This window comes from Ensifer sp. GW101-20A05 (assembly GCF_059424735.1).
Genome location: NZ_JBWKZT010000018.1, coordinates 1 through 25,234, shown reverse-complemented (window position 1 = coordinate 25,234; position 25,234 = coordinate 1). Strand labels below are relative to the sequence as shown.

26 protein-coding genes are annotated in these 25,234 nt (G+C 61.8%); 16 read left to right on the top strand and 10 right to left on the bottom strand.

Features of this window, described 5'->3' with window-relative positions:
- Nucleotides 1–114 precede the first annotated feature (114 nt).
- A complete protein-coding gene (locus tag AC070A_RS29435; protein ID WP_057248881.1) occupies nt 115–852 on the bottom strand; it encodes a helix-turn-helix transcriptional regulator in 738 nt (245 codons plus the stop codon).
- 282 nt (nt 853–1,134) lie between these two features.
- A complete protein-coding gene (locus tag AC070A_RS29430) occupies nt 1,135–3,447 on the bottom strand; it encodes an NADP-dependent malic enzyme (protein ID WP_057248882.1) in 2,313 nt (770 codons plus the stop codon).
- A 173-nt stretch (nt 3,448–3,620) separates the two neighbouring features.
- Between AC070A_RS29430 and AC070A_RS29425 the strand changes: the two genes are divergently transcribed.
- Together AC070A_RS29425 and AC070A_RS29420 are read left to right on the top strand one after the other, a co-directional pair.
- Nucleotides 3,621–4,457: a UDP-2,3-diacylglucosamine diphosphatase gene (locus AC070A_RS29425; RefSeq protein ID WP_113737248.1), complete on the top strand. Its 837-nt coding sequence runs from the start codon at nt 3,621–3,623 to the stop codon at nt 4,455–4,457.
- 98 nt (nt 4,458–4,555) lie between these two features.
- A complete protein-coding gene (locus tag AC070A_RS29420) occupies nt 4,556–5,776 on the top strand; it encodes an MFS transporter (RefSeq protein ID WP_113737247.1) in 1,221 nt (406 codons plus the stop codon).
- On the opposite strand, the gene dgcA is transcribed toward AC070A_RS29420, so the two are convergent.
- On the bottom strand, nt 5,728–6,711 hold the full coding sequence (dgcA, locus tag AC070A_RS29415; RefSeq protein ID WP_113737246.1) for an N-acetyl-D-Glu racemase DgcA: 984 nt from the start codon (nt 6,709–6,711) through the stop codon (nt 5,728–5,730). The genes AC070A_RS29420 and dgcA overlap by 49 nt on opposite strands.
- A gap of 256 nt (nt 6,712–6,967) precedes the next feature.
- On the opposite strand from dgcA, the gene AC070A_RS29410 reads away from it, so the two are divergent.
- From AC070A_RS29410 to AC070A_RS29395, 4 genes are all read left to right on the top strand, one after another.
- On the top strand, nt 6,968–8,095 hold the full coding sequence (locus AC070A_RS29410; protein ID WP_082641105.1) for an ABC transporter permease: 1,128 nt from the start codon (nt 6,968–6,970) through the stop codon (nt 8,093–8,095).
- A 22-nt stretch (nt 8,096–8,117) separates the two neighbouring features.
- On the top strand, nt 8,118–8,927 hold the full coding sequence (locus AC070A_RS29405; RefSeq protein WP_113737245.1) for an ABC transporter ATP-binding protein: 810 nt from the start codon (nt 8,118–8,120) through the stop codon (nt 8,925–8,927).
- A gap of 81 nt (nt 8,928–9,008) precedes the next feature.
- Nucleotides 9,009–10,379 (top strand): MlaD family protein, encoded by a 1,371-nt coding sequence (locus AC070A_RS29400; protein WP_057248888.1) that lies wholly within the window; start codon nt 9,009–9,011, stop codon nt 10,377–10,379.
- Nucleotides 10,380–10,466: 87 nt separating this feature from the next.
- Nucleotides 10,467–11,081, top strand: coding sequence for an ABC-type transport auxiliary lipoprotein family protein (locus AC070A_RS29395; protein WP_058324090.1), 615 nt, complete (start codon nt 10,467–10,469; stop codon nt 11,079–11,081).
- Nucleotides 11,082–11,087: 6 nt separating this feature from the next.
- On the opposite strand, the gene AC070A_RS29390 is transcribed toward AC070A_RS29395, so the two are convergent.
- Nucleotides 11,088–11,360, bottom strand: a complete 273-nt coding sequence (locus AC070A_RS29390; RefSeq protein ID WP_058324195.1) for a BON domain-containing protein — start codon at nt 11,358–11,360, stop codon at nt 11,088–11,090.
- Nucleotides 11,361–11,513: 153 nt separating this feature from the next.
- Here AC070A_RS29390 and AC070A_RS29385 point away from each other — a divergent pair, with 153 nt between their 5' ends.
- Nucleotides 11,514–11,690 (top strand): hypothetical protein, encoded by a 177-nt coding sequence (locus AC070A_RS29385; protein ID WP_156433193.1) that lies wholly within the window; start codon nt 11,514–11,516, stop codon nt 11,688–11,690.
- A gap of 46 nt (nt 11,691–11,736) precedes the next feature.
- On the opposite strand, the gene hemF is transcribed toward AC070A_RS29385, so the two are convergent.
- Entirely contained in the window at nt 11,737–12,648 is a 912-nt protein-coding gene (gene hemF, locus AC070A_RS29380; RefSeq protein WP_113737244.1) for an oxygen-dependent coproporphyrinogen oxidase, read from the bottom strand.
- A gap of 217 nt (nt 12,649–12,865) precedes the next feature.
- On the opposite strand from hemF, the gene AC070A_RS29375 reads away from it, so the two are divergent.
- The gene (locus AC070A_RS29375; protein ID WP_057248891.1) at nt 12,866–13,126 is read left to right on the top strand and encodes a hypothetical protein; all 261 of its coding nucleotides are present in this window, start codon (nt 12,866–12,868) and stop codon (nt 13,124–13,126) included.
- Between the two features lie 110 nt (nt 13,127–13,236).
- Here the strand turns inward: AC070A_RS29375 and soxR are convergent, their stop codons facing one another.
- Nucleotides 13,237–13,707: a redox-sensitive transcriptional activator SoxR gene (soxR, locus tag AC070A_RS29370; RefSeq protein ID WP_113737243.1), complete on the bottom strand. Its 471-nt coding sequence runs from the start codon at nt 13,705–13,707 to the stop codon at nt 13,237–13,239.
- Between the two features lie 76 nt (nt 13,708–13,783).
- Between soxR and AC070A_RS29365 the strand changes: the two genes are divergently transcribed.
- Nucleotides 13,784–14,359: an NADPH-dependent FMN reductase gene (locus AC070A_RS29365; protein WP_113737242.1), complete on the top strand. Its 576-nt coding sequence runs from the start codon at nt 13,784–13,786 to the stop codon at nt 14,357–14,359.
- Between the two features lie 80 nt (nt 14,360–14,439).
- Here the strand turns inward: AC070A_RS29365 and AC070A_RS29360 are convergent, their stop codons facing one another.
- On the bottom strand, nt 14,440–14,901 hold the full coding sequence (locus AC070A_RS29360; protein ID WP_113737241.1) for a tRNA (cytidine(34)-2'-O)-methyltransferase: 462 nt from the start codon (nt 14,899–14,901) through the stop codon (nt 14,440–14,442).
- Between the two features lie 6 nt (nt 14,902–14,907).
- Nucleotides 14,908–15,480 carry a GNAT family N-acetyltransferase gene (locus AC070A_RS29355; RefSeq protein ID WP_113737240.1) on the bottom strand — a complete coding sequence of 191 codons (573 nt, stop codon included), beginning with the start codon at nt 15,478–15,480 and terminating at the stop codon, nt 14,908–14,910.
- On the opposite strand from AC070A_RS29355, the gene AC070A_RS29350 reads away from it, so the two are divergent.
- The 6 genes from AC070A_RS29350 (at nt 15,468) to AC070A_RS29325 (ending at nt 22,876) form a co-directional block, all read left to right on the top strand.
- Nucleotides 15,468–15,908 carry a hypothetical protein gene (locus AC070A_RS29350; protein ID WP_162770954.1) on the top strand — a complete coding sequence of 147 codons (441 nt, stop codon included), beginning with the start codon at nt 15,468–15,470 and terminating at the stop codon, nt 15,906–15,908. The genes AC070A_RS29355 and AC070A_RS29350 overlap by 13 nt on opposite strands.
- A complete protein-coding gene (locus AC070A_RS29345; protein WP_057248896.1) occupies nt 15,892–17,745 on the top strand; it encodes an ABC transporter ATP-binding protein in 1,854 nt (617 codons plus the stop codon). The genes AC070A_RS29350 and AC070A_RS29345 overlap by 17 nt, the downstream gene beginning before the upstream one ends.
- Before the next feature lie 120 nt (nt 17,746–17,865).
- Nucleotides 17,866–19,731 (top strand): ABC transporter ATP-binding protein, encoded by a 1,866-nt coding sequence (locus tag AC070A_RS29340; RefSeq protein WP_113737239.1) that lies wholly within the window; start codon nt 17,866–17,868, stop codon nt 19,729–19,731.
- Between the two features lie 369 nt (nt 19,732–20,100).
- Nucleotides 20,101–20,679 carry a ubiquinol-cytochrome c reductase iron-sulfur subunit gene (petA, locus tag AC070A_RS29335; RefSeq protein ID WP_057248898.1) on the top strand — a complete coding sequence of 193 codons (579 nt, stop codon included), beginning with the start codon at nt 20,101–20,103 and terminating at the stop codon, nt 20,677–20,679.
- 14 nt (nt 20,680–20,693) lie between these two features.
- Nucleotides 20,694–21,974 (top strand): cytochrome b, encoded by a 1,281-nt coding sequence (locus tag AC070A_RS29330; protein WP_058324095.1) that lies wholly within the window; start codon nt 20,694–20,696, stop codon nt 21,972–21,974.
- A gap of 32 nt (nt 21,975–22,006) precedes the next feature.
- Entirely contained in the window at nt 22,007–22,876 is an 870-nt protein-coding gene (locus tag AC070A_RS29325) for a cytochrome c1 (RefSeq protein WP_110878678.1), read from the top strand.
- A 27-nt stretch (nt 22,877–22,903) separates the two neighbouring features.
- Here the strand turns inward: AC070A_RS29325 and AC070A_RS29320 are convergent, their stop codons facing one another.
- Complete coding sequence (locus AC070A_RS29320; protein ID WP_218374226.1) at nt 22,904–23,587, bottom strand: GrpB family protein; 684 nt, start codon at nt 23,585–23,587, stop codon at nt 22,904–22,906.
- Between the two features lie 268 nt (nt 23,588–23,855).
- Here AC070A_RS29320 and AC070A_RS29315 point away from each other — a divergent pair, with 268 nt between their 5' ends.
- Nucleotides 23,856–24,788, top strand: coding sequence for a ribose-phosphate pyrophosphokinase (locus AC070A_RS29315; protein ID WP_113737238.1), 933 nt, complete (start codon nt 23,856–23,858; stop codon nt 24,786–24,788).
- 196 nt (nt 24,789–24,984) lie between these two features.
- Here AC070A_RS29315 and AC070A_RS29310 read toward each other — a convergent pair.
- Nucleotides 24,985–25,234 (bottom strand): VOC family protein (locus AC070A_RS29310; protein ID WP_494773618.1); only part of this gene is annotated, 250 nt, incomplete at its 5' end.

The following is a 25,234-nucleotide window of genomic DNA, read 5'->3' as shown; positions in this document are numbered from 1 at the left end:
GCGGATGCTGTCAGGCTGGCGGCGGTCGCGTAACTGTCGGTAGTGACAGTTTAAATCAGCGATATTTCCCACTAGATTTCGAGGGGTTTTGGGAGGGCCTTGGCGCGAGCTGCGTCAAACGGTGGGGATCAGTGCATGGCGGACGGCTTGGGCGACGGCTTGCGTGTTGGAGACGACATTCAGCTTGCGCCTCGCATTGGTCATGAAGAAGCGCACGGTGCGTTCGGAAATGCCGAGGATAGTGGCGATTTCCCAATAGCTCTTGCCGGCGGCGGCCCAGGTCAAAACCTCGGTTTCGCGACCGGTGAGGCGCATGTCACGCGCCGAAAGGCCGCCGGCCATTGCGCCATGTTCCAGCATGGCCGCATGGAAGAGATTCGCGGCGAGCTGGAAATCGCGCAGATGTTGGCGCCGATAGGCCGTCCATTCGTCGGCCGGCATGTTGACGTTGATTGCCAGCAGCGCCGTCCGACCTGCGGGCGATGGCAGCGGCAAGGCAACGCCCTCGGTGGAAATGCCGATTTCCTGCGCGGCCTGGAACAAAGGCTCGCATTCCGGGAACCGATGTCGCGCCATCGTCCATTCCACCGGGCGCACGCCGCCAAGCGCGAGCTTCAGGATCGGATCGATTCGGTGAAGGCCGCGCGAACGGTAGATCTCGGCGGCATAGGCGCCGAAGGTGTGATGCAGGCGGCAGATCTTGAGCTCGTCCGCATAGGGCTCGGCTTCGAGGTACAGGAGATGGGCAATGCGGAACGTGCGGCGCATCAGCGTAAAGAAATGAGCGGGCTCGACACAGCCCCCGCCTTCCAGGATTTCCAGCATGTCGAGGACAGCCTGCTGCTCAGTCATGCCACAACACCGAATCTCGTCCGAAGCCACAGCATGGTTAGAGGTTCACCTTTTGTCCAGCGCAAACTTACCCGTTTGGTGTGTGATGCCAATTTTGCAATTTTCGATTGCCGGTTCTTGCGACCGGATCGCGCGAGCGGGCAGCAGAGGATGATTCCGCTGTGATTCTCGGGCGATAGAGCGTCGCGCTCAACAATTGCGCGACGTCTGGATATGGCATTGGGGGCGCCGGTCTGGCGCCTGATATCTGCGAAGATCGAAGGCGATCTCCGCGGTATCATGTCAGCCCGGATGGCTGGCTTCGACGACCGCGAGGGCCGCCATGTTGACGACACCCCGCGATGTGACCGAAGGCGAAAGGATGTGCGCGGGAAGCGCCGAACCCAGCAGGATCGGACCGACATGCAGGCTGTCGGTCATGGTCTTGACGACGCCGAGCGTGATGTTGGCGGCATCGAGATTGGGGAAGACCAGGAGGTTGGCTTCGCCCGGCAGGCTGCTGTCCGGCATGACGCGTTGGCGCAGCGCTTCCGAGATCGCCGCATCGCCGTGCATTTCGCCGTCGACTTCGAGATCGGGTGCGAGTTCGCGCACGAGCTGAAGCGCCTTGCGCATCTTGGTGGCGCTTTCCGAATCGCGCGAACCGAAGTTCGAATGCGAGACGAGCGCTGCACGCGGGGTGATGCCGAAGCGGCGGATTTCCTGCGCGGCCATGACGGTTGTCTGCGCGATCTCCTCGGCGCTCGGGCAGTAGCTGACATAGGTGTCGGTGAAGAAGGTCGCGCCGCGCTGCGAGATCAGCAGGCTGAGCGCCGAGAAGTCGAGCACGCCTTCACGCTTGCCGATGATCTGCGAAACGTCGCGCATGTGCCTGGAGTACCGGCCTTCGACGCCGCAGATCAGCGCATCGGCTTCGCCGCGCTTGACTGCAAGCGCACCGATCACCGTCGTATTGGTGCGCACGATCGTACGGGCCGCTTCCGGGATGACGCCGAGGCGTCCGACAAGGGCGAAGTAATCCTCGACATAGTCGCGGTAGCGCGGATCGCCTTCGGGGTTCACCACTTCGAAATCGACATCCGGACGGATGCGCAGGCCATAACGGCGCAGGCGCGTCTCGATAATTTGCGGACGCCCGATCAGGATCGGCCGGGCCGTGCTTTCTTCCAGCAGCACCTGGGCGGCGCGCAGCACGCGCTCGTCTTCGCCCTCGGCAAAGATCACGCGGTTTTTCTGGGCGTTCTTCGCGGCGGCAAACACCGGCTTCATGATGAAGCCCGAGCGGAATACGAAGCGGTTCAGCTTGTCGAGATAGGCGTCATAATCCTGGATAGGACGGGTGGCGACGCCGCTTTCCTCGGCCGCCTTGGCGACGGCCGGCGCGATGCGCAGGATGAGACGCTGATCGAAGGGCGAGGGGATCAGGTAGTCGGGGCCGAAGACCGGGGTTTCGCCGGAATAGGCGCGGGCGGCAACGTCGGACGGCTCCTCGCGGGCAAGACCGGCAATGGCGCGGACCGCCGCCATCTTCATTTCTTCGTTGATCGTGCTTGCGCCGCAATCGAGCGCGCCGCGGAAGATGTGCGGGAAGCACAGAACGTTGTTGACCTGGTTCGGGAAGTCCGAGCGGCCGGTGCAGATCATCGCATCCGGGCGGGCGGCACGGGCCTCTTCCGGCATGATTTCCGGCGTCGGGTTGGCAAGCGCCATGATCAGCGGCTTTTCGGCCATCTGCACCAGCAGTTCCGGCTTCAGGACGCCGGCAGCGGAAAGGCCGAGGAAGACGTCTGCGCCGCCGATGCTGTCGGCGAGCACGCGGTTGTCGCTCTCCTGGGCGTAGATGGACTTCCACTCGTCCATCAGCACTTCGCGGCCCTTGTAGACGAGGCCCTCGAGGTCGTGGACCCAGATGTTCTCGCGCTTGGCGCCGAGGATGACGAGCAGATTGAGGCAGGCGAGTGCCGCCGCACCGGCGCCCGACGTCACGATCTTCGCCTTGGCGATATCCTTGCCGGCGAGTTCCAGGCCGTTGAGGATGGCGGCGGCAACGATGATCGCCGTTCCGTGCTGGTCGTCATGGAAGACCGGGATCTGCATCTTTTCACGCAGCTGGCGCTCAACCTCGAAACATTCCGGTGCCTTGATGTCTTCAAGGTTGATGCCGCCGAAGGTCGGCTCCAGCGCCGAGATCACGTCGACCATGCGCTCGATGCTCGAGGCGTCGATCTCGATGTCGAAGACGTCGATGCCGGCGAACTTCTTGAAAAGGACGGCCTTGCCTTCCATCACCGGCTTGGAGGCGAGCGGCCCGATATTGCCGAGACCGAGCACGGCCGTGCCGTTGGAGATGACGGCGACCAGGTTGGCGCGCGCCGTGTAGTCGGCGGCCGTTTCCGGGTTGTCGCGGATGGCGATGCATGGCGCGGCCACGCCGGGCGAATAGGCGAGTGCCAGATCGCGCTGGTTGCCGAGCGGCTTGGTGGGCTGGATTTCGAGCTTTCCCGGGCGCGGGTAACGGTGGAAGAAAAGGGCCTGCTGGTCGATGTCGCCGCTGGCCGGACCGATGTGGGATTTCGTCTTGTCGCCCGTGTTCATGCTCTCACATTCCTCATTCGTGGTCGTGCCTTTTGGCATGAATTCGGAGCGAGGTACAGTTTTGCCGTGCTGATTTCAGCAGCCAGACCGGCGGCAAGGCGCTCATGTCATCTTCCTGAAACACGAGTCTGGTTTTCACGGGGGCAGGAAGCGTAATTAAAGACGAGGCTGGCATGACGGCGCAGCAAGACAAGTCCGTACGAAAGCTCAGGACGTTGTTCATCTCCGACGTCCATCTCGGGTCGAAGGCCGCCAAGACGGACTTCCTGCTCGATTTCCTGCGGCATCACGAAGCGGAGACGATTGTGCTGGTCGGCGACATCGTCGACGGCTGGAGGCTGAAGCGCAGCTGGTACTGGCCGCAGAACTGCAACGACGTCGTCCAGAAGCTTCTGCGCAAGGCCCGCAAGGGCACCCGCATCGTCTATATCCCCGGCAATCACGACGAGTTCCTGCGCGATTTTCCCGGCGTGCACTTCGGCGGCATCGAGGTGGCGCAGCGCTACATGCATGAGGGTGCGGACGGCCGCAACTATCTGGTGCTGCATGGCGACGAATTCGACGTGGTGGTGCGCAATGCCCGTGTGCTCGCCTATCTCGGCGACTGGGCCTATGACACGGCGATCGCCATCAATATCGGCCTGGCCGCCATTCGCCGGCGCCTCGGCATGCCCTATTGGTCGTTCTCCTCCTGGGCCAAGCTCCAGGTGAAGCATGCCGTCAACTTCATCGGCGAGTTCCAGAAGGTGGTTGCCGAGGAAGCCCGTCGCCACGACGCTCAAGGGGTGATCTGCGGCCACATCCACCATGCCGTCATCGAGGACATCGGCGATATCCGCTACATCAATACCGGTGACTGGGTGGAAAGCTGCACGGCGATTGCCGAGCATCACGATGGCACGATGGAACTCATCACCTGGCATCAGATGCGCGGTGGCGCCCTTGAGGGCGACGCCTCTGGTGAAGCCGACAAGCTGCTTGCCCAATTGCTGACCCAGCGCGCAGCCTGAACCTCCAGGGCGACAGACCGGCTCTGTCGCGAAAACTAGGTTATGGCGAGGCATGCCAGGGCTGTGCTAGAGATTGAGCACAGCCATCAGGTCAGCCGATGATTCCCTCCTCAGCGCCCGCATCCGTGGGCCCTCCGCCGCGCCATTTCGCGCTTCGCATAGCCTTGCTCTTTTGCGCGCCGTTGATCGTGAACGGCTTCGCGATGCCGTATTTTCCGATGTGGCTCAGCACGCTCTCGATGAGCGACTTCGAGATCGGCGTCGTGCTGGCGCTGCCGATGTTCGTGCGCGTCATCACCGCGCCGATCGCCGGCGTCATCGCCGACCGCCTCGGCGAGCGGACGATCGTGCTGATCTGGTCTGGCTTCCTGTCGCTCGCAACCGCTCTGGTGTTGTTCTATTTCCGCGACTTCTGGCCGGTGCTGGTCATCTACACGCTGCAATCGGCGGTCTATTCGCCCTATGTGCCGATCGTCGAGGCGATCGCGCTTTCTGGCGTCCGCCGCTGGGGCTTCGACTACGCCCACATGCGGCTCTGGGGCTCGGTCGCCTTCATCGGCGCAACCATGCTCGGTGGCTGGATGGTCGGCATATTCGGCAGCGACATGGTGCTGCCGGCGATGGCGATCGGTTTCGGCCTGACGATTGCCATGGCCTATGCGGCGCCGCGCGTCGGCAAGCCGCGCCGGCCGTCGCCGATCACCGCGCTCACCGAGCCGCCGCCGAAGTCGCTCAAGCAGCTCGACCTGCAGCTGCTCCTGATCGGGGTGACGCTGGTCAATGCCAGCCACGCGATGCTTTTCGCCTTCTCGGCGATCTACTGGCAGCACATCGGCTACAGCGGCACCGAGATCGGCCTGCTCTGGAGCGCGGGCGTGGCCGCCGAAGTGACGATGTTCATCTTCGCCAAGGCGATCAGCCGCCGTTTCAGCGTCTGGGTGATGATCCTGTCGGGCTGTTCGCTCGCCGTGGTGCGCTGGATCATCTTCCCGATGGATCTCGGTTTCAGCGGCTACTTCGTGCTCCAGTGCTTCCACGCCTTCACCTATGCGATCATGCACACCGGCATGCAGCACAAGTTGGTCGAGCGGGTGGTGGAATCCCAGGAAGCGTCCGCCCAGGGGCTCTACTTCTTCTATACCGGCATCTTCACCGCGATCTTGACGTTCCTATCAGGCTACTTCTACGCCTGGTACGGCGTGAACGGCTTCTATTCGATGTCGGTCGTCGCCTTTGCCGGCTGCTGCTTCGCGATTGCCGCCTGGTATCTTCAGCCCCAGAGACGCGGCTCCGGCGGGAAGACGAGCGAAGCCTCGTAGCGCAGGCCCGGTGTGCGGTCTTCGGCGAGCAGCAGCGGCCCGTCGAGATCGACGAAATCGGCGCCCTGGGCAACCAGGATCGCCGGGGCCATCGCTAGCGAACTGCCGACCATGCAGCCGACCATGATCTTGAGGCCGAGGGATACGGCGTCATCACGCATGCGCAACGCCTCGGTGAGGCCGCCGGTCTTGTCGAGCTTGATATTGACCGCGTCATAACGGCCGACGAGCGCGGCAAGGTCCTCGGTCGCGTGCACGCTTTCATCCGCGCAGATCGGCACGGGGCGGGCGATCGTCGCCAGCGCCTCGTCGCGCCCGGCGGGCAGCGGCTGTTCGATCAGGTCGATCCGTTCCTCGGCGCAGATTGCGAAATGATAGGCGAGGGTTTCGGGCGTCCAACCCTCATTGGCATCGAGGATGATGCGGCTCTCGGGCGCGCCCGCCCGCACGGCGCGGATACGCGCGGCATCGTCCGGTGTGCCGACCTTGATCTTGAGGAGTGCGCGGTGGGCATATTTCGCCGCCTGTTCGCGCATGGTGTCTGGCTCGGCGAGCGATAACGTGTAGGCGGTGGTCAGTGCGTCGGGTGAGGCTATGCCCGCAAGCGCATGAACAGGCTTGTTTTTCTGTTTGGCCTCCAGGTCCCACAATGCGCAATCGACGGCATTTCGTGCGGCGCCTGGTTTCATCTGGCGCTGCAGTTCGACACGGGTCAGGCCAGCCTCGATGCGCGGGCGAATGGAAGCGATCTCGGCCAACACTGAATCGATCGTTTCACCGTAGCGGCCGTAGGGCACGCACTCGCCGGAACCGGTGTGGGTGCCGTCACTGATTCGGCAAGTAACGACGCTCGCCGTCGTCTTGGAGCCGCGCGAGATCGTAAAGGTGCCTGCGATCGGGAAATGTTCCACCGCTGCATCGAGAGAAAGTGACATGAAAACGTCTCCGGCCTGCATTCTGAAGGGCTGGTATCGCCACCGGTCGAAGGTTCGGGTGACAGCAACGATACGAGCGGTTATGACGGTGTAAGGATTTACGAATCTTTACGGCGGCGCGCGTTGAGATGCGCAAAGTTCGCTGTAACACTTTAGGCCCGCTGCATAAATTTGTCCTGAGACCGACCCCGATCCAGGGAATTATGCAGTCGAAATTCGGGAAAACAGAAGCCACGTGTCGCAACCTGCCCGCAAGATGACCGCTGATGTCGCGCTGGCCGAAAGTGGTGGCGAGCGAAGCTATGTCTTCACCGGCGTCTGGCGGCATGAAACAGCCGAGGCGATGGCGGCGAAGCTGGACCAGCTCGCGCGCAAGGGTGACAGCGCCGCTCAGTTCGACCTCTCCGGCGTGACCGCGATGGATACGGCCGGGGCCTGGATCATCCGCCGCTTCGTGACCCGTGTCGTCGGGCCGTCCAGAGATGACGTTCACTTCGCCGACGGCGGGCAGCGCTATGTCGAGCTGATCGACGCCTTGCCGGCAGAACTGCGTTCGCCCGATGAAGGCAAGGAGCGGGTGCCGCTGTTCCAGCGCATATTCGCGCCGGTCGGCGAGGTCATGATCGCGACCTGGGAAGATATCGTCGCTGCCATGTATATTCTTGGCTCTGCGGTGCGCGGCGCCCAGCTGAAGCTTGGGCGGCACAGCGGTGTCTCGCCGGCGGCGATCGTTCACCAGATCGACCGGATGGGCGTGATGGCAGTGCCGATCATCATGCTGATGTCGTTCCTGATCGGTGCGATCATTGCGCAGCAGGGCGCGTTCCAGCTCCGTTACTTCGGCGCGGAAGTCTTCGTTGTCGATCTCGTCGGCATCCTGCAATTGCGCGAAATCGGCGTTCTCCTGACGGCGATCATGATCGCCGGCCGTTCCGGCAGTGCCATTACCGCCGAAATCGGTTCGATGAAGATGCGCGAGGAAGTCGACGCACTGAAGGTAATGGGACTGAGCCCGATCGGCGTTCTCGTCTTTCCGCGCCTCGTCGCGCTCACCGTTGCTCTGCCGCTGCTGACGATCATTGCGAACTTCGCGGCCTTGACCGGTGCAGCCCTGGTTGCCTGGGGCTATTCCGGCATTACGATTCCTACCTTCCTTGCCCGTCTGCAGGAAGCGGTCGATTTTTCGTCCGTCGCGGCCGGCATGATCAAGGCGCCGTTCATGGCGCTGATCATCGGGGTGGTGGCGGCCGTCGAGGGGTTGAAGGTCGGCGGCAGCGCGGAATCGCTTGGCCGTCACGTGACGTCCTCGGTGGTCAAGTCGATCTTCGTGGTGATCCTGATCGACGGGCTCTTCGCCATGTTTTACGCGTCAATCGATTTTTGAGGCGGAGAACAGCGTGAACCCATTGGAAAAACGGCACGATGCGTACCAGGCGACCGAGGCGAACCGGCGGGAGTCCGTTCTTTCCGTTCGTGACCTGACGGTGGGCTTCGGCTCCAACATCGTGCTCGACAAGCTGAACCTCGAAATCTACCGCGGCGAGATCCTTGGTTTCGTCGGCGCTTCCGGCACGGGCAAGTCGGTGCTGATGCGCACTGTGCTGAGGTTGCTGGCGAAGCGTTCCGGCAAGATCGAGATCTTGGGCGCCGACTACGACAAGATCACCGAAGCCGAGCGCATCGCGCTCGACATGCGCCTCGGCGTTCTCTTCCAGCATGGCGCGCTCTTTTCGGCGCTGACGGTGCGCGAGAACATCCAGGTGCCGATGCGGGAATATCTCGACCTGCCGCAGAGCCTGATGGACGAACTGGCGCGGGTGAAGATCGAGCTGGTCGGCCTGGAGCCGGAAGCGGCGGAAAAATACCCGTCGGAGCTTTCGGGTGGCATGATCAAGCGCGCGGCTCTCGCACGCGCACTGGCGCTCGATCCCGACCTGGTCTTCCTGGACGAGCCGACCTCGGGCCTCGATCCGATCGGGGCTGCCGAGTTCGACGAGTTGATTGCCAAGCTGCGCGACACGCTGGGATTGACCGTGTATATGGTGACTCACGACCTCGACAGCCTGTTTTCCGTCTGTGACCGCATCGCGGTTCTCGGCAAGAAGAAGGTTCTGGTCGAGGGGACCGTGGAGGACATGCTGGCCTGCGACGACCCCTGGGTGCAGTCCTATTTCAGGGGCAAGCGGGCACGTTCGATCGTGCGGAACGATCAATGATTTCGAGAAGGCGGTTTTGACGCTCACGTGTCGAGATCGGAGCAAGAGCCGGTGAAGCGGCCACGAAGGTAGTCGGTACGAATGGAAACGAAAGCGAACTACGCCATTGTCGGTTTCTTCACGGTGTTCGTGATCGCGGCCGCATTCGGCTTCGTCTACTGGATGTCGCAATACGGCCGCAGCGGCGAGATGGTCGAGCTGGTGGTCAATATTCCGGGTTCCGCCAACGGTCTTTCCGTCGGTTCGCCGGTGCGCTTCAACGGTATCCCCGTCGGCACGGTGCGCAATCTTGCGATCGACGCCAATGACCCGCGCTATTCGATTGCCGTCACCGAGGTTTCGATCGATGCGCCGGTACTGAAATCGACCAAGGCGACGCTGGAAGTGCAGGGCCTGACGGGCGCCGCCTATATCGAGCTCAGCGGCGGCCGCAAGGGCGACGAGAACATCCTGAGATCCGCGATCGAAAATGGCACACAGGCGCGCATCCTTGCGGATCAGTCGAGCGTTACCAGCCTGCTGGCGACTGCCGACCAGATCATGGACCGGGCCAACGACGCCATCACCGACATCCAGGGTTTTGTGACCGATGTGCGCGGCCCGCTGACGAAAACAATCGGCAATGCGGAGACGTTCTCGACGGCGCTTGCCAACAATTCCGGCGCGATTGACGATTTCCTCAGAAGCGTGACGGAGCTTTCCGGTTCGGTCAGCGCAGCCTCCAAGAAACTCGATTCGACCCTCGAGGCTGCCGAGACCCTGGTGAAGTCGGTGGATCCGAAGAAGATCGACCACATCGTTTCGAACGTCGAGCAGATCAGCAACGACCTGAAGGCGGCTTCGGGCGGAGTGACGGAGACGCTTGCTGCGCTGCGTCGAACGGTCGAGACCTATGACCAGTTCGGCAAGAACGCCCAGAAGACGCTGGAGCGGGTCGATACGCTGGTGGCCTCGGTGGACAAGGAGAAGGTCGAGCTCGTCGTCAACGACATCACAGCAGCGACCGCAGACGCCCGAAAGACGGTCGCCAACATTTCCGCATTTGCCGAAAAGATCACGGCGCGGCAGCAGGATATCGACCGTACCATCACCGATGTCACCCAGTTGGCAAGCAAGTTGAACGCCTCTGCCAACCGGGTCGACAGCATTCTCGTCAAGGTCGATGGTTTCCTTGGTGATGCGGATGCGCCTTCGCTTTCGGCTGACGCCCGCGCGACGCTCGCGTCATTCCGCAAGATGGCCGACAATCTCAATGCGCAGATCGGCCCGATCGCCGACAACCTCAAGCGCTTCTCGGGCTCGGGCCTGCGCGACGTCGAAGCACTCGTCACCGATACGCGGCGTACGGTCCAGAGCCTGGAGAACACCATCTCCACATTCGACAAGAACCCGCAGCGTCTTCTCTTTGGCGGCGAGACGGTGAAGCAATATGATGGCCGTACCCGGCGCTGATTCGGGGCGGCAGGACCGGTGTGGGGCCAAGCGGTGTGCTTTCGATCAAGGGCGCGCCAAGGTGTGTGGGACAAGGGTATTGGTAGTATGAGTTTTCCGGGGCTGGTGGGTGTGCGAGTAGCAGGAGCATGGCGCTCCGCCCTGATTTTCGTGCTGGCAGCCGGACTTGCCGGCTGCGGTACGAAAGCCGTCAACGACACGTACAGCCTTTCGGCTACACCTCTCGTTGAAGGACGGGCATCGACCGGCAAACAAATCCTGGTGCCCGAGCCGACGGCGCTGAAGGCGCTCGACAGCGACCAGGTCGTCATCCGCCTGTCCGGTTCCGAGCTGCAATTTCTCTCCAAGGCACAATGGAGCGACCGCCTGCCGAAGCTGGTGCAATCGAAGCTCGTGCAGGCCTTCGAAGACACCGGCAAGATCGGCGGCGTCGGCAAGCCGGGCCAGGGCCTTGCGATCGACTACCAGCTCATCACCGAAATCCGCGCCTTCGAGATCTCGACGGAAGGTGCAGATACGGCCGTTGTCGAAATCTTCGCGAAAATCCTCAACGACCGCAATGGCACGGTGCGGGTGCAAAAGGCGTTTCGCGCCACGGCCAGCGTGAAGGGTGCGGGCAACCCGGCCTTCATCAAGGCGATGGACCAGGCCTTTGCCAGCGTTTCCGCCGAGATCGTCAGCTGGACGCTGGGCTCTATCTGACGCCTTCTATTTTGCGCCGGCTATTTCGATCCGGTTGACCACTTCCGCGACGCCTTGCATGTGCCTTGCTGCCTCTTCGGCGCGGGCAACTTCGGCCGCGGTCGCGACGAAGCCGGCAAGGATGATCGTGTTGCCCTTGGCAGTCACCGTGAGATCGGCGGCATCGAGGCCGGGGGCTACCGCCAGAAAATGGGCAACGCGGCGCTCGAGCTCGGCCGGGTGATCCGCGGCCTGCCGCTCCGGCTCGTCGCCGTAGAATGTTCGCTTCTTGAAAATCATGGCATCCACCTCGCTCAACGCAGAGGAAACGTTGGATGCCACGCTTTGTTCGCCTGTTTCATTCGAAACAGCGGGAAATCCTCAGTCGTGCCATGTGTCTCCTCAAGCGACGGGATCTGTCGCGGTCACGATCAGCATGCAGGGGACATATCGATGCGCGGCTCTTTTTTCGCCATGGCTCTGGCGATAGCGATGGCACTTGCCTTCGGCATACCGGCGCAGGCCGGGAACTACAGCTATGGCTACAGGCAGAGCTGCGTCGTCAAAACCGTCAAGACCTACGGCGCCTATGGCCGGGTCATCCCTAAGAAGGTGCGGATCTGCAGTTGAGGTGGCGAGAGCGTTCTTGCCTGGCGAAACGCTCTCTGTGCTTGTCTTAGGGCCAGCGCACCACCGGGGGCAGCGACGACAGGATCGACTCCACGTTGCCGCCGGTCTTCAGGCCGAAGATCGTGCCGCGGTCATAGAGCAGGTTGAACTCGACGTAGCGACCGCGCCGCACGAGCTGCTCATCCCGGTCTTCCTCGGTCCAGGGCATGTTGAAGTTGGTGCGGACGATCTTCGGGTAGACGAGGGCAAAGGCCTTGCCCACGTCGCGGGTGAAGGCGAAGTCCGCATCCCAGCCACCCTGTTCCTCCGACGAGCGCAGCCAGTCGTAGAAGATGCCGCCGGTGCCACGCGGCTCGTTGCGGTGCGGCAGGAAGAAGTAGTCATCGCACCACGTCTTGAACTTGGTGTGGTCGGCGACCGCATGGCGGCTGCAGGTGATTTCCATAGCGCGATGGAAGAGCTGCGTGTCCGCATCGGTCATGACGCGACGACGATCGAGCACCGGCGTCAGATCGGCGCCGCCGCCGAACCAGTTGCTCGTCGTCACCACCATGCGGGTGTTCATATGCACGGCCGGCACGTTGGGGTTCACGGGGTGGGCAATCAACGAAATGCCGGAGGCCCAGAAGCGCGGATCCTCGGCGGCGCCCGGAATCTGGCTGCGGAATTCAGGCGAGAATTCACCAAAGACGGTCGAGGTGTGGACGCCCACCTTTTCGAAGACGCGGCCTTCCATCATCGACATGCGGCCACCGCCGCCCTTGCCATCGTCCCGGCTCCAATCCTTGGCGACGAAACGCCCGGGCGCGCGATCGGAGAGGGGACCGGTCAGTTCATCCTCGATACCTTCAAAGGCAGCGCAGATGGTGTCGCGCAGCCCTTCGAACCACGCACGCGCCTCGGCCTTCTTCACTTCGATATCTCCGGGGAGGCCCGGGGGGAGCTGCGGTCGTTCCATGGAAAATTGCGTCCTGTTGGCGGGTTTCCCGATGAAATGCCGCCGATTCGATTGAAGTCGCCACAGTTCACACTTTCGCGCCGATGGCAACGCCGGTCCAGCACCTCGGGGCGGTCTGTCGCACCAGAGCGCTGATGGGCAGCGCGAGCCTGCCGCAGAACAATTCTCTGGCAAAGCTCAAGCGCCGTCACTATCTTAGTTATCAGAGGTATAGCCCATGGCAAGAATACCTGCAGGCCCGCCGCTCGATGGATTGCGGCGGCAGATCGCCCGGCATCGCCGGGACAAACCGACACGAGGCGATGGCCTTTTCGTGCGGGAAACCTTTCGGCTCGATCGCAGTGCCGCCCGGGCGAAGGCACGGGAATGGTTCGATACCTGGCCGAAGGCCGCCTACTGGACCGAGGTCGAGAGTTGGCGGCAGCTCGATGGCGACGAGATCGAATTCACCATGCGCCGCCTGCCGAGTGCGGATTGACCGGATCACCCTTCCGCTTTTCAAAGCCCATCGGTCACCTTGATAGACGGGGCAGGAGCCAGCAGTCGCCGCAAGGTGCCATGCCTGCGCCACCTTCAGCCTAGTGTGCTTCACGGGTGACCATCGTCATCCATCAACCGCGGCCCGGCACCTTCCATCGACAGCACGTCGTGCGGGTTGCGCAGCGGACACTCACGCAGTGACAGGCAGCCGCAGCCGATGCAGCCCGTCAGGTGATCGCGCAAAGCCATCAGGTTGGCGATGCGTTCGTTCAGCTGTTCGCGCCATTTTTCGGACAATCTGCCCCAATCTTCGACGGTTAACGGACGATCGTCCGGCAATACCGACAAAGCGTCCTGGATCTCCGACAGAGGGATGCCGGTGCGCTGGGCCACCTTGATGACGGCGACCCGTCGCAGCACGCTGCGCGGATAGCGGCGCTGGTTGCCGCGGGTGCGGTTGCTGCGGATCAGCCCCTTGGCCTCGTAGAAGTGCAGGGTGGAGACGGCGACGCCGCTTCGCTCCGCCACTTCGCCGACCGTCAGTTCGCGGCGCAATTCGCTGCTTTTCACAATTGTCATGATGGCTATTGACCTCAACTATTGTTGAGGTTCTATAGCATTGGCTCCATAACGTCGACAACAGGAGCTTGATCCCATGACTGAGAAAATGACCCTTGCCGTGATCTATGGCAGTGCGCGCCAGGGTCGCTTCTGCGATACGGTCGCCAACTGGCTGATCCGGGAACTTTCGGCTTCTGATGTGTTCACCCTGACGGTCATCGATCCGGCGCGGCTGAGGACGTCACGTGGGCTGGGCGCTGCGGTCAATCCGGGCGAGTGGCTCGAGCGCAAGATCGCCGAGGCCGACGCCTTCATCATCGTCACGCCCGAATACAATCACGGTTACCCGGCGGCGCTCAAGGAACTGATCGATTCGGTCTACGAGCCCTGGCACGCAAAGCCTGTCTCCTTCGTCTCCTATGGCGGCGCCTCGGGCGGCATTCGCGCCGTCGAGCAATTGCGCCAGGTTTTCGGGGAGTTGCATACGGTGACGCTGCGCGATGGGATCACTCTCCCCAAGGCGTGGTCGAAGTTCGACGCTGCCGGCAACCTCTACAAGCCTGAGGAATTGCGTGCGCCGCTGTTCGTGATGATCGACCGGCTGACCTGGTGGGCGCGTGTACTGAAACAGGCGCGCAAGAGCGCACCCTACAACGAGGTGGCGGCGTAACGCGCCGACCACTGACGGTGGCCGGTTCCGCTTTCGGCGCCCCTCGATCGACAGCCAAGGAGGTAGCAATGTTTACACTGTCAGGCTGGAGAAACCTGCCGGATCGCTTCGCCGGCGATCATCGCGGCGGAGATCGCGATGTTCAGCGAGCGCTGGCCCTCCGCCATTGGAATGAGGATGCGGCCGTCGGCACGGTCGTGCACATGGTCGGGCACGCCGGCGCTCTCCCGTCCGAAGAGCAGGATGTCGTCGGGACGGAACTCGTAGCGGGTATAGGGCAGGGCAGCCTTGGTGGAGGCAAGCACAAGCCTTCGCCCGCTCGCCGCGCGCCACTCTTCGAAGTGCTCCCAGTTGATATGGCGGGTGAGTGCCACCGAGGCGATATAGTCCATGCCGGCGCGCTTCAGGTTGCGGTCGGAGAGGTCGAAGCCAGCCGGTTCGATCACGTCGACGCAAAGCCCGAGGCAGGCGGCAAGACGCAGGATCGTGCCGGTATTGCCAGGAATGTCGGGCTGGTAGAGGGCGATGCGCAGATTGCTCACGTCAGGTCACTCGTTTCCGGGGGCGTCACGACGCGCGTCAAACTCCGCGGCCAGGATGCCCATCATGATGTCGTCATGCCACTCGCCGTCGATCAGAGCCGACTCACGTTCGCGGCCCTCGATGGAGAAGCCGGACTTGAGATAGGCGGCAATCGCCCGCTCATTGAAGGCGAGAACCCTGAGCGACACCCGATGAAGGGCAAGTTCATCGAAGGCATAGGCCAATACCCGCTTGGTGACCGCCGTGCCAAGCCCCTTGCCGAGGCGTTCCGGATCGAAAATGCCGATGGCGAAGCTCGCACGCCGATCGACGTGATTGAGATTGTCGAGCCTCACTTCGCCGGTGAGGCCGTGCTGATCGATGATCCAGGCCGCCGGGTGTCCGGCAATCCGCGCAACCCAGGCGGCTGCCTCTCCATGACTGAAGAGGCCGGGAAAGGACCGGCCCGCACCGAACATTCGGTAGATTTCCGGATGGCGGCCGAGCCTCAGCCGCGCATCCACATCACCGTCGCGGGGGCGGCGAAGGACGAAACCGACACCTTGAAGATCAGGAGGCGTATCCGATGAAGCAGTCATCCGTGTTCTCCGCTGCCAAAGGCTCGGCGCTGCGTGCTTTTGCGGTCGCTGATATTGCCGGCGCTAATCTGTGCCGAAACGGCAACAGATATCCGAACGGTGAAAAAATGTGCAAGAAACAGCCTGCGACAATCTGGCATGCCGGCGCGAATAAGGGTAGAGATCAGGCCTCTTCAACGCGAACCGACGGAGGCAAACATGAATGTATTGATGTTGACACGCCTTCCTGGAGTAGTGGGCCACCGTTTGGCCTGACCGGTTCCGCGACCTATCTTTTAAAAGAGATCGACGCGCTTCCGGGACTCCGGAAGACGAAGCCCTCTTTCGGGCTGCATTTCCGGACTGACCTTTTCATCATAAGAATGCGGGGAAACCCCGCTTTCCTTCAAAATACTCTGAAGGAGCAATGCAATGTTCGGCTGGTTTGAATCCCGCCTCAATCCCTATCCGGCGGAGGAGCCGACGCTCCCGCCGAAAAGCCTTTTCGGCTTCTGCTGGCATTATTCCAAGCCGGCCGTGCCGTGGCTGCTCATCATGTCGGTCTGCACCATGCTGATCGCCGTCGGCGAAGTGGCGCTGTTCCAGTTCCTCGGCAACATGGTCGACTGGCTGTCGAGCGCCAACCGCGACACATTCCTGGAGGCCGAGGGCGGCAGGCTCTTCTGGATGGGCGCGCTCGTCCTCATCGGCCTGCCTGGCCTGGTGGCGATCGACTCGCTGATCATGCACCAGGTGCTGCTCGGCAACTATCCGATGATCGCCCGCTGGCAGATGCACCGCTACCTGCTGCGCCAGAGCATGACCTTCTTTGCCAACGAGTTCGCTGGACGCGTGGCGACGAAGGTGATGCAGACGTCGCTTGCGGTGCGCGAAACGGTGATGAAGATCCTCGACGTCTTCGTCTATGTCGTCAGCTACTTCGTCACCATGCTCGCGGTCGTGGCGACCGCCGACTGGCGCCTCGTTATCCCGCTCACCATCTGGCTCGCGATCTACATCTGCATCGTCAGCTATTTCGTGCCGCGCCTGCAGAAGATCTCCAAGGAGCAGGCCGATGCGCGCTCGATGATGACGGGCCGGATCGTCGACAGCTACACCAATATCGGCACGGTCAAGCTGTTCTCGCATGCCGGCCGCGAGGAAGGCTATGCGCGTGACGGCATGGACGGTTTCCTCGACACCGTACATCGCCAGATGCGCAAGGTGACGCTGTTCCATATCCTCGTTTATGCCAACAACAGCATCGCACTCTTTGCCATCGCCACGCTTGGCATCCATCTCTGGCTGACGAGTGCGATCTCGGTCGGCGCGATCGCGATTGCGGTCGGTCTGGCGATGCGCATCAACGGCATGTCGCAGTGGATCATGTGGGAAGTCTCGGCGCTCTTCGAGAACATCGGCACGGTCTATGACGGCATCGGCATGATGACAAAGGCGCACGATATCGTCGATGAACCGGATGCCAAGGCGCTGAAGGCGGACAAGGGGGCGATTGCCTTCGACAACATCCGCTTCCACTACGGCAAGGCCAAGGGCGTCATCGATCACCTGTCGCTCGACATCAAACCGGGCGAGAAGATCGGTCTCGTTGGTCGCTCAGGCGCCGGCAAGACGACGCTGATGAACCTGCTGTTGCGCTTCTACGATCTTGAGGACGGCGCAATCCGGATCGACGGCAAGGATATCTCCACCGTCACGCAGGACAGCCTGCGCGCCCAGATCGGCGTCGTCACGCAGGACACCTCGCTGCTGCACCGCTCCATTCGCGATAATATCGCCTATGGACATCCGGAGGCGGACGACGAGGCGATCATTACCGCGGCGAAGAAGGCGAACGCCTGGGACTTCATCCAGGGGCTCGAGGACAACCAGGGCCGGAAGGCGCTGGATGCCCAGGTCGGCGAACGCGGCGTGAAGCTCTCGGGCGGCCAGCGCCAGCGCGTCGCGATCGCGCGCGTTTTCCTCAAGGACGCGCCGATCCTGATCCTCGACGAGGCGACCTCGGCGCTCGATTCCGAGGTCGAAGCGGCGATCCAGGAAAATCTCTTCGCGCTGATGTCCGGCAAGACGGTGATCGCGATCGCTCACCGCCTGTCGACGCTGACGGAGATGGACCGGCTGGTGATCCTCGAAGCGGGCCGGATCGTCGAGACGGGCTCGCACGGCGAACTCGTCGCCAAGGGCGGCCTTTATGCCGACCTCTGGTCGCGCCAATCCGGCGGTTTCATCGCCGACGACGTCGAGAAGGAAGAGGCGGCGGAGTAAGATGCTGTCGGCCCGCCGTTCGAGAGAGCGGCGGGCCGCTCTCTTTGACGTTACGCATTTGTAACCCGCAGTCGGGCCGAAACCGATTGCTGTTCCCGCCGAACCGCCTATATCGGAACCATGCTCAGCGCCATCGTCCGCCTCTTCGAGAACTGGATCAAGCCGTTCGCGCCGCGCGAGCGCCTGCAGCCGCCCAAATCGCTCTGGGGTTTCGCCTGGTTCTACGCCAGACAGGCGAAGGGACCGTTCATCGCGATGGCCGTGCTCGGCGGTCTCGTCGCCATGCTCGAAGCCGGGCTGTTCTATTTCGTCGGGCGACTGGTCGACGTTCTCGACACGGTGAAGCCGGAAGCCGGCTGGAACGGTCTCATCGCCGCGAACGGGCCCGAACTTTTGTTCATGCTGCTGACGGTGATGGTGTTCCGCTTTATTGCGGTGTCGCTGGCGGCGCTCGTCGAAGAACAATCGATCATCACCGGCTTTCTCAATCTGGTGCGCTGGCAGTCCTATGTGCATGTGGCTCGCCAGTCGCTGACCTTCTTCCAGAATGACTTTTCCGGCCGCATCGTCACCAAGGTCTGGGCTGGCGCCCAGGCGACGAGCGATCTGATCGTCTCGCTGCTGCAGGTCGTCTGGTTCATCGTCATCTACACCGCCTCGACCATGGCGCTGGTGGCGCAACTCGACTGGCGCCTGGCGGCGATGGTCGCCTTCTGGATCGTCGTCTTCCTGGCGCTCGCCCGCTACTTCGTACCGCGCATCCGCAAGCATGCCCGCGACACGGCCGAAATGGCCTCGATGCTGAATGGCCGCATGGTCGATGCCTATTCCAATATCCAGACGCTGAAGCTCTTCGGTCGCGACGACGAGAACGATCGCTATATCCGCTCCGGCTTCGATCGGTTCCAGCACGCGGTCATTCCGTTCACGCGGCTTCTGACGGCGGTGCGCGCTTCGCTGGCGCTGCTGTCCGGCATGATGATCACGGCCATCGCCATCTATGCGATCCATCTCTGGCTCGGCGGCGCGATCAGTTCCGGCGCCGTCGCCTTCACGCTGGCGCTGGTGCTCAGGCTCAACATGCTGCTCGGCCGCATGATGACCCAGTTCAATTCGATCATGCGTAACATCGGCACGATCCAGAACTCGGCCGAACTCGTGTCGCAGCCGATCGGTCTCGTCGACCGGCCCGATGCCGCAGAGCTCGCCGTCAGCCACCCGGAAATCCGCTTCGAACACGTCCGTTTCCATTACGGCAAGGGCGAGCGCGTCATCGACGATTTTTCGCTGATCGTTCGCCCGGGTGAGAAGGTGGGTATCGTCGGCCGTTCCGGCGCCGGCAAGTCGACGCTCGTCAATCTGCTGCTGCGCTTCTATGACCTCGAGGGCGGCCGGATCCGTATCGACGGGCAGGACATCGCGTCCGTCACGCAGGAGTCGCTACGCGCCCAGGTGGGCATGGTCAGCCAGGATACCTCGCTGCTGCACCGCTCGATCCGCGATAACATCCTCTTCGGCCGGCCGGATGCGAGCGAGGAGCAACTGATTGCCGCCGCGCGCAAGGCCGAAGCCTACGACTTCATCCTCGGCCTGCAGGACCAGCGCGGCCGCAAGAGCTTCGATGCCCATGTCGGCGAGCGCGGCGTCAAGCTTTCGGGCGGTCAGCGCCAGCGCATCGCCATTGCCCGGGTGATGCTGAAGGATGCGCCGATCCTCGTGCTCGACGAGGCGACCTCGGCGCTCGATTCTGAGGTCGAAGCGGCGATCCAGTCCAATCTCGACCGCCTGATGCAAGGCAAGACAGTGCTGGCGATCGCGCACCGGCTGTCGACGATCGCGGCGCTCGACCGGCTCGTGGTGATGGACAAGGGACGGATCGTCGAAGAGGGAACCCATGCGGAGCTCGTCGCCCGCGGCGGGCTTTACGCCGGGCTCTGGTCGCGTCAGTCGGGCGGATTTCTCGCCCGCGAGGAAGCGGCGGAGTAGGGCGGTTCAAGACCGCTTCAACGCCCGCTCGGCCGGCCCGAATTCAGCCTAACTGGCGACCGTCAAGTCCTTGTGCCGATTGGCCGGGCTTTTCCCCGCGACAATCTGCCCACATGCCCTTGTCAAGGCTGGACATAATTTGCGATCAAGCATAGAACGCGCCGGATTGACGGGGAATCTGTGTGCCGTGGGTGCGCAGAATTTTTTCGGATTCTGGTGCCGATGTCGTGTTTGCAGGCGCAAAACGGCGGGGGCGTTAGCACTATGAATAGGGCGTGGTTCCTTGACCTGGATCAAACCGCAAGGGGCAGGAATTTCGCCGGGGGCGGATGCGGTTTCCGCAACATTGCGTGAGAGGATGGTTTAGCCGTGAGCGAACACGACACTTCAAGCGAGGCCTTGGGCGAGCCCACTCGCCGCGATTTCCTTTATCTGGCTACCGGTATGGCAGGCGTCGTCGGCGCCGGTGCTGTCGCTTGGCCGTTCATCGACCAGATGCGTCCGGATGCATCGACGCTCGCGCTCGCCTCGATCGAGGTTGATGTTTCGAGCCTGCAGCCCGGCATGTCGCTGACGGCGAAATGGCGCGGCAAGCCGATCTTCATCCGCAACCGTACTGAGAAGGAAGTCGAAGAGGCAAAGGCCGTCAAGCTCGACGACCTGAAGGATCCGGTTGCGCGCAATGCCAACCTTCCGGCCGACGCATCGGCAAGCGACGTCGATCGCTCTGCCGGCGAAGGCAAGGAAAACTGGATCGTCATGATCGGTTCCTGCACCCATCTCGGCTGCGTGCCGCTTGGTCAGGCCGGTGACTTCGGTGGCTGGTTCTGTCCCTGCCACGGTTCGCACTACGATACGGCCGGCCGCATCCGTAAGGGTCCGGCGCCGGAGAACCTTCACGTGCCGACCTTCACGTTCGTTTCCGACACAGTTATCAAGATCGGTTGAGGGGACTACTGATAATGAGTGCTGAACATTCAACCTACACGCCGACGACTGGCATTGAGAAATGGGTTGATTCCCGTCTGCCGTTGCCGCGTATGATTCACGACAGCTTCATCACCTATCCGGTTCCGCGGAACCTGAACTACGCATACACCTTCGGTGCCATGCTTTCGGTGATGCTGGTCGTCCAGATCCTCACCGGTATCGTTCTGGCGATGCACTATGCCGCCGAAACGACCGTTGCGTTCAACTCGGTCGAAAAGATCATGCGCGACGTCAACCAGGGTTGGCTGCTGCGCTACATGCACGCCAACGGCGCATCCTTCTTCTTCATCGCCGTTTACCTGCACATCGCCCGTGGTCTCTACTACGGTTCCTACAAGGCTCCGCGCGAAATCCTCTGGATCCTCGGCGTGGTCATCTACCTGCTGATGATGGCGACCGGCTTCATGGGCTACGTTCTGCCCTGGGGTCAGATGTCCTTCTGGGGCGCGACCGTTATCACCGGCTTCTTCACCGCCTTCCCGCTGGTGGGTGAGTGGATCCAGCAGTTCCTGCTTGGCGGCTTTGCCGTTGACCAACCGACGCTGAACCGCTTCTTCTCGCTGCACTACCTGCTGCCCTTCATGATCGCCGGCGTTGTCGTGCTGCACATCTGGGCGCTGCACGTCGTCGGCCAGACCAACCCGACCGGCGTTGAAGTGAAGTCCAAGACCGATACCGTTGCCTTCACGCCCTATGCGACGCTGAAGGATGCGCTCGGCGTCTCCGTCTTCCTGCTCGTCTATGCCTGGTTCGTCTTCTACATGCCGAACTTCCTCGGCCACCCGGACAACTACATCCCGGCTGACGCGCTGAAGACGCCCGCTCACATCGTTCCGGAATGGTACTACCTGCCGTTCTACGCGATGCTGCGCGCCATCACCTTCAACATCGGCCCGATCGACTCCAAGCTCGGCGGCGTTCTGGTGATGTTCGGCTCGATCATCGTCCTGTTCTTCCTGCCCTGGCTCGATACGTCCAAGGTCCGTTCGGCCGTCTACCGTCCGTGGTACAAGCTGTTCTTCTGGATCTTCGTCGTCAACGCCATCATGCTCGGCTGGCTCGGCTCGCGCCCTGCAGAAGGCCTCTACGTCGTGATGTCGCAGATCGGCACGCTCTACTACTTCGGCTTCTTCTTCGTCGTCATGCCGGTTCTCGGTCTGATCGAAACGCCGAAGCGCATTCCGAACTCCATCACCGAAGCGGTGCTGGAAAAGCAGAATGCCAAGGCGCAGCCGGCCGCCGCGCGCGCCTGATCAGAACAGCGATTGATAAGGAACCCACAACAATGAAAAAGCTTGTTACAGGCATTCTGTCACTCGCTGTCGTCGCTGGTCTCGGTCTCGGTGCAGCTATCGCCGAAGAGGCGAAGGGCGGCGAGGAGCACGGCGGCGGTACGCCTCACTATCCGATCCACAAGCCGGAACAGCAGGAATGGAGCTTTGCCGGCCCCTTCGGTCACTATGACAAGGGCCAGCTTCAGCGCGGCCTGAAGGTCTATGCCGAAGTCTGTTCGGCCTGCCATTCGATGAACCTGGTGCCCTTCCGTACGCTCGAAGGCCTCGGCTACTCGGAAGCACAGGTGAAGGCGTTTGCGGCCAACTACGAAGTTCAGGACGGCCCCAATGCCGATGGTGAAATGTTCACCCGCAAGGCTCTGCCGTCCGACCACTTCCCGTCGCCTTACGCGAACAAGGAAGCGGCTGCGGCATCCAACAACGGTGCAGCTCCGCCGGACTTCTCGCTGATCGCCAAGGCACGCGGTATCGAACGCGGCTTCCCGCAGTTCGTCTTCGACATGTTCTGGCCCTACCAGGAAGGCGGCCCGGACTACATCCATGCGCTTTTGACCGGCTACCAGGAGCCGCCGCAGGGCGTCGAAGTCGCCGAAGGCACGCATTACAACCCGTACTTCGCGAACGCTGCCGCTCTGGCGATGGCGCAGCCGATCTCCAACGATCAGGTCACCTACGATGACGGCACGCCGCAGACGGTCGACCAGTACGCCAAGGACGTTGCGTCGTTCCTGATGTGGGCGGCCGAGCCGCACCTCGAAGACCGCAAGCGCACCGGCTTCATGGTCATGGTGTTCCTGCTGATCTTCACCGGCCTCATCTACCTCACGAAGAAGTCGGTCTACGCCAACAAGGAACATTGATCGTCTGCCGGCTTAAGCCGGCTCTGATTAAGATCCAAAGAAAAGGCCCCGGTTCGTCCGGGGCCTTTTGTTTTGGAAGTCCGGCCGCGACGGGATGCAGGCCCTGCAGGGGGCCGGCCGACCTGGCACTGGCCGCAGAGTGCTCGCGCTCGCTGTGGCGCGTGCGGTCAAGCGTCGGACGGGCCCGGCTGCCAGCCGGTTTGGGCCGCCCAGCGATCTGCAGGATGGATAATTGTCCAGAGGTGTTCGGACTTGGCCTCGGTGTAAGGCCACTCGATCATTCTGGTATCGCGCCGCCAAGGCGCGCTTGAGTTCTGCATAGGGCGCGTGCTCATGGGCGTGGGCACGCATGTAATCCCGGAACAGCAAGGACCATTGCTCGCTCCAGCTTCCGCGCCCGCGCACATGAACATGCGTACGCTCGTTGCCTGGCGCCTCTCGGAAATAGCGCTTGGTCAGGTCAGCATTCGATGGTCGCCACACGTATCCAATGGCCGTCATCCTCTCCCTCAGGACTTCGACGGATTGCAGATCGGCCACCGAAATTTGAATGTCGATGATCGGCTTTGCCGCCAGACCTCGGATCGCCGTCGAGCCAATGTGGTCGATGCGCATAGCGTGCGCGTCCAACACGCTTCGGATGAGCTTTGCCTTGACGGCGAACTGAGTTGGCCATTCGGGACGCCAGGCGCAGATTTCAATCGGTTGCATGGTCTTTGTCGGCGCTGTGTCTATTGGCGTTGAGAGATCAAGCTCCTGCAGGGCTCTATGCTGGCGGATTGACTCCGGCTGGTTTGGAGACGACGGCGTAAATAGGTTCGTCGTCCGCAATCGGCAAGCCGGCCAAGGCCGCGGTCCAACGGAGGCCGATCATCTCGCAAGAATGCACAGCGCTTGGTTGTGATTTCACGCACAAGTCTCTAAATGTGCCCAAGCTCAAACTTCTGCTCCCGAAGGCTCCTTGAACAGGATCGCGCTAATGAAGCTGGTGACCGGTAACTCCAACCGCGCCCTTGCCGAAGCCATTGCCAACCACTTAGATCTTTCCTTCACAGATTGTACGGTCAAGCGCTTCGCCGACCAGGAAATCCACGTTCAACTTCATGAAAATGTACGCGGGGAGGACGTCTATGTTCTCCAGTCGACAAGTGCCCCCGCCGACGGCAATCTTATGGAGTTGCTTCTCCTGGCCGATACACTGCGCCGTTCATCCGCTCGCCGTATCACCGCCGTTATCCCTTACTTCGGCTATGCCCGTCAGGATCGCCGTGCCACTGGCCGTACACCGATCTCGGCGAAGTTGGTAGCCAACATGATCGCCGCTGCAGGCGTCAACCGCGTGATAACGGTCGATCTCCACACTGACCAGATACAGGGGTTTTTCGATATCCCCACCGATAATCTTTATTCAGCACCCGTGATGACCCGTGACATTGAGCAGCACTACGACATCGAGAACTTAATGGTCGTTTCGCCTGATGTGGGCGGCGTGGCGCGCGCTCGTGCCATCGCCAAGCGCATTGGTACCGATCTTGCGATCGTCGACAAACGGCGACCCCGTGCTGACGTGTCCGAAGTGATGAACATTATTGGCGATGTTTCCGGGAAGAGATGTCTTCTGGTCGACGACATCGTAGATAGCGGCGGCACGTTGATCAACGCGGCTGAAGCGTTGTTGATGTCTGGCGCCAAGGACGTTTCGACCTATATCACCCATGGCGTTCTTTCCGAAGGTGCCTGCGAACGCATTGGTGCCAGCCAGCTCAAGGAATTGGTCGTGACCGACTCCATTCACGAAACCGAAGAGCAACGTGAGACCCCAAACATCAGACGCATCACCATCGCGCCGTTGATAGGCGAAGCGCTAGCCCGCACGGCGAGAGAGCAAAGCGTTTCAAGCCTTTTCAACTAAGCCGACACAAGCCGCACGACCCCGCGACTGAGGATCGCCCCTCCGCATCTTCGAAGGAGCGTGGCAGCGGAAGCTACCAGCAGATTTGCTTCGTGATGATCGCACAAATGAAAACGACCCCGTCTTGCGACGGGCCGTTGTATTTTCTAACACCGCCGGCCGCTTAGTTGATCGTAGCGGGCGCCACCCGAGCCTTTTAATCCGCGACAGTCCATTGCGGGTTCCAGGCGATCTCCCAAAGGTGGCCGTCGGGATCCTGGAAGTAGCCGGAATAGCCGCCCCAGAAGCGGTCGTGTGGGCGATCGGTAATGGTCGCGCCGGCGTCTTCGGCCTGTTTCATGACCACATCGACCTCCTCCTTTGATTTGACTGCGGATTTCGGATTAACGGGACAGCGATTCCGGTAAATCCCGGACAGTCGTTTCACTAAATCGCGGACAGTCTCG

What these genes read in the sequence shown, in the direction of transcription:
- AC070A_RS29435 (WP_057248881.1), bottom strand. Translation starts at nt 852, where the DNA reads ATGACTGAGCAGCAGGCTGTCCTCGACATGCTGGAAATCCTGGAAGGC.
- AC070A_RS29430 (WP_057248882.1), bottom strand. Translation starts at nt 3,447, where the DNA reads ATGAACACGGGCGACAAGACGAAATCCCACATCGGTCCGGCCAGCGGC.
- AC070A_RS29425 (WP_113737248.1), top strand. Translation starts at nt 3,621, where the DNA reads ATGACGGCGCAGCAAGACAAGTCCGTACGAAAGCTCAGGACGTTGTTC.
- AC070A_RS29420 (WP_113737247.1), top strand. Translation starts at nt 4,556, where the DNA reads ATGATTCCCTCCTCAGCGCCCGCATCCGTGGGCCCTCCGCCGCGCCAT.
- dgcA (WP_113737246.1), bottom strand. Translation starts at nt 6,711, where the DNA reads ATGTCACTTTCTCTCGATGCAGCGGTGGAACATTTCCCGATCGCAGGC.
- AC070A_RS29410 (WP_082641105.1), top strand. Translation starts at nt 6,968, where the DNA reads ATGACCGCTGATGTCGCGCTGGCCGAAAGTGGTGGCGAGCGAAGCTAT.
- AC070A_RS29400 (WP_057248888.1), top strand. Translation starts at nt 9,009, where the DNA reads ATGGAAACGAAAGCGAACTACGCCATTGTCGGTTTCTTCACGGTGTTC.
- AC070A_RS29395 (WP_058324090.1), top strand. Translation starts at nt 10,467, where the DNA reads ATGAGTTTTCCGGGGCTGGTGGGTGTGCGAGTAGCAGGAGCATGGCGC.
- AC070A_RS29390 (WP_058324195.1), bottom strand. Translation starts at nt 11,360, where the DNA reads ATGATTTTCAAGAAGCGAACATTCTACGGCGACGAGCCGGAGCGGCAG.
- AC070A_RS29385 (WP_156433193.1), top strand. Translation starts at nt 11,514, where the DNA reads ATGCGCGGCTCTTTTTTCGCCATGGCTCTGGCGATAGCGATGGCACTT.
- hemF (WP_113737244.1), bottom strand. Translation starts at nt 12,648, where the DNA reads ATGGAACGACCGCAGCTCCCCCCGGGCCTCCCCGGAGATATCGAAGTG.
- AC070A_RS29375 (WP_057248891.1), top strand. Translation starts at nt 12,866, where the DNA reads ATGGCAAGAATACCTGCAGGCCCGCCGCTCGATGGATTGCGGCGGCAG.
- soxR (WP_113737243.1), bottom strand. Translation starts at nt 13,707, where the DNA reads ATGACAATTGTGAAAAGCAGCGAATTGCGCCGCGAACTGACGGTCGGC.
- AC070A_RS29365 (WP_113737242.1), top strand. Translation starts at nt 13,784, where the DNA reads ATGACTGAGAAAATGACCCTTGCCGTGATCTATGGCAGTGCGCGCCAG.
- AC070A_RS29350 (WP_162770954.1), top strand. Translation starts at nt 15,468, where the DNA reads ATGAAGCAGTCATCCGTGTTCTCCGCTGCCAAAGGCTCGGCGCTGCGT.
- AC070A_RS29355 (WP_113737240.1), bottom strand. Translation starts at nt 15,480, where the DNA reads ATGACTGCTTCATCGGATACGCCTCCTGATCTTCAAGGTGTCGGTTTC.
- AC070A_RS29345 (WP_057248896.1), top strand. Translation starts at nt 15,892, where the DNA reads ATGTTCGGCTGGTTTGAATCCCGCCTCAATCCCTATCCGGCGGAGGAG.
- AC070A_RS29340 (WP_113737239.1), top strand. Translation starts at nt 17,866, where the DNA reads ATGCTCAGCGCCATCGTCCGCCTCTTCGAGAACTGGATCAAGCCGTTC.
- AC070A_RS29330 (WP_058324095.1), top strand. Translation starts at nt 20,694, where the DNA reads ATGAGTGCTGAACATTCAACCTACACGCCGACGACTGGCATTGAGAAA.
- AC070A_RS29325 (WP_110878678.1), top strand. Translation starts at nt 22,007, where the DNA reads ATGAAAAAGCTTGTTACAGGCATTCTGTCACTCGCTGTCGTCGCTGGT.
- AC070A_RS29320 (WP_218374226.1), bottom strand. Translation starts at nt 23,587, where the DNA reads ATGCAACCGATTGAAATCTGCGCCTGGCGTCCCGAATGGCCAACTCAG.
- AC070A_RS29315 (WP_113737238.1), top strand. Translation starts at nt 23,856, where the DNA reads ATGAAGCTGGTGACCGGTAACTCCAACCGCGCCCTTGCCGAAGCCATT.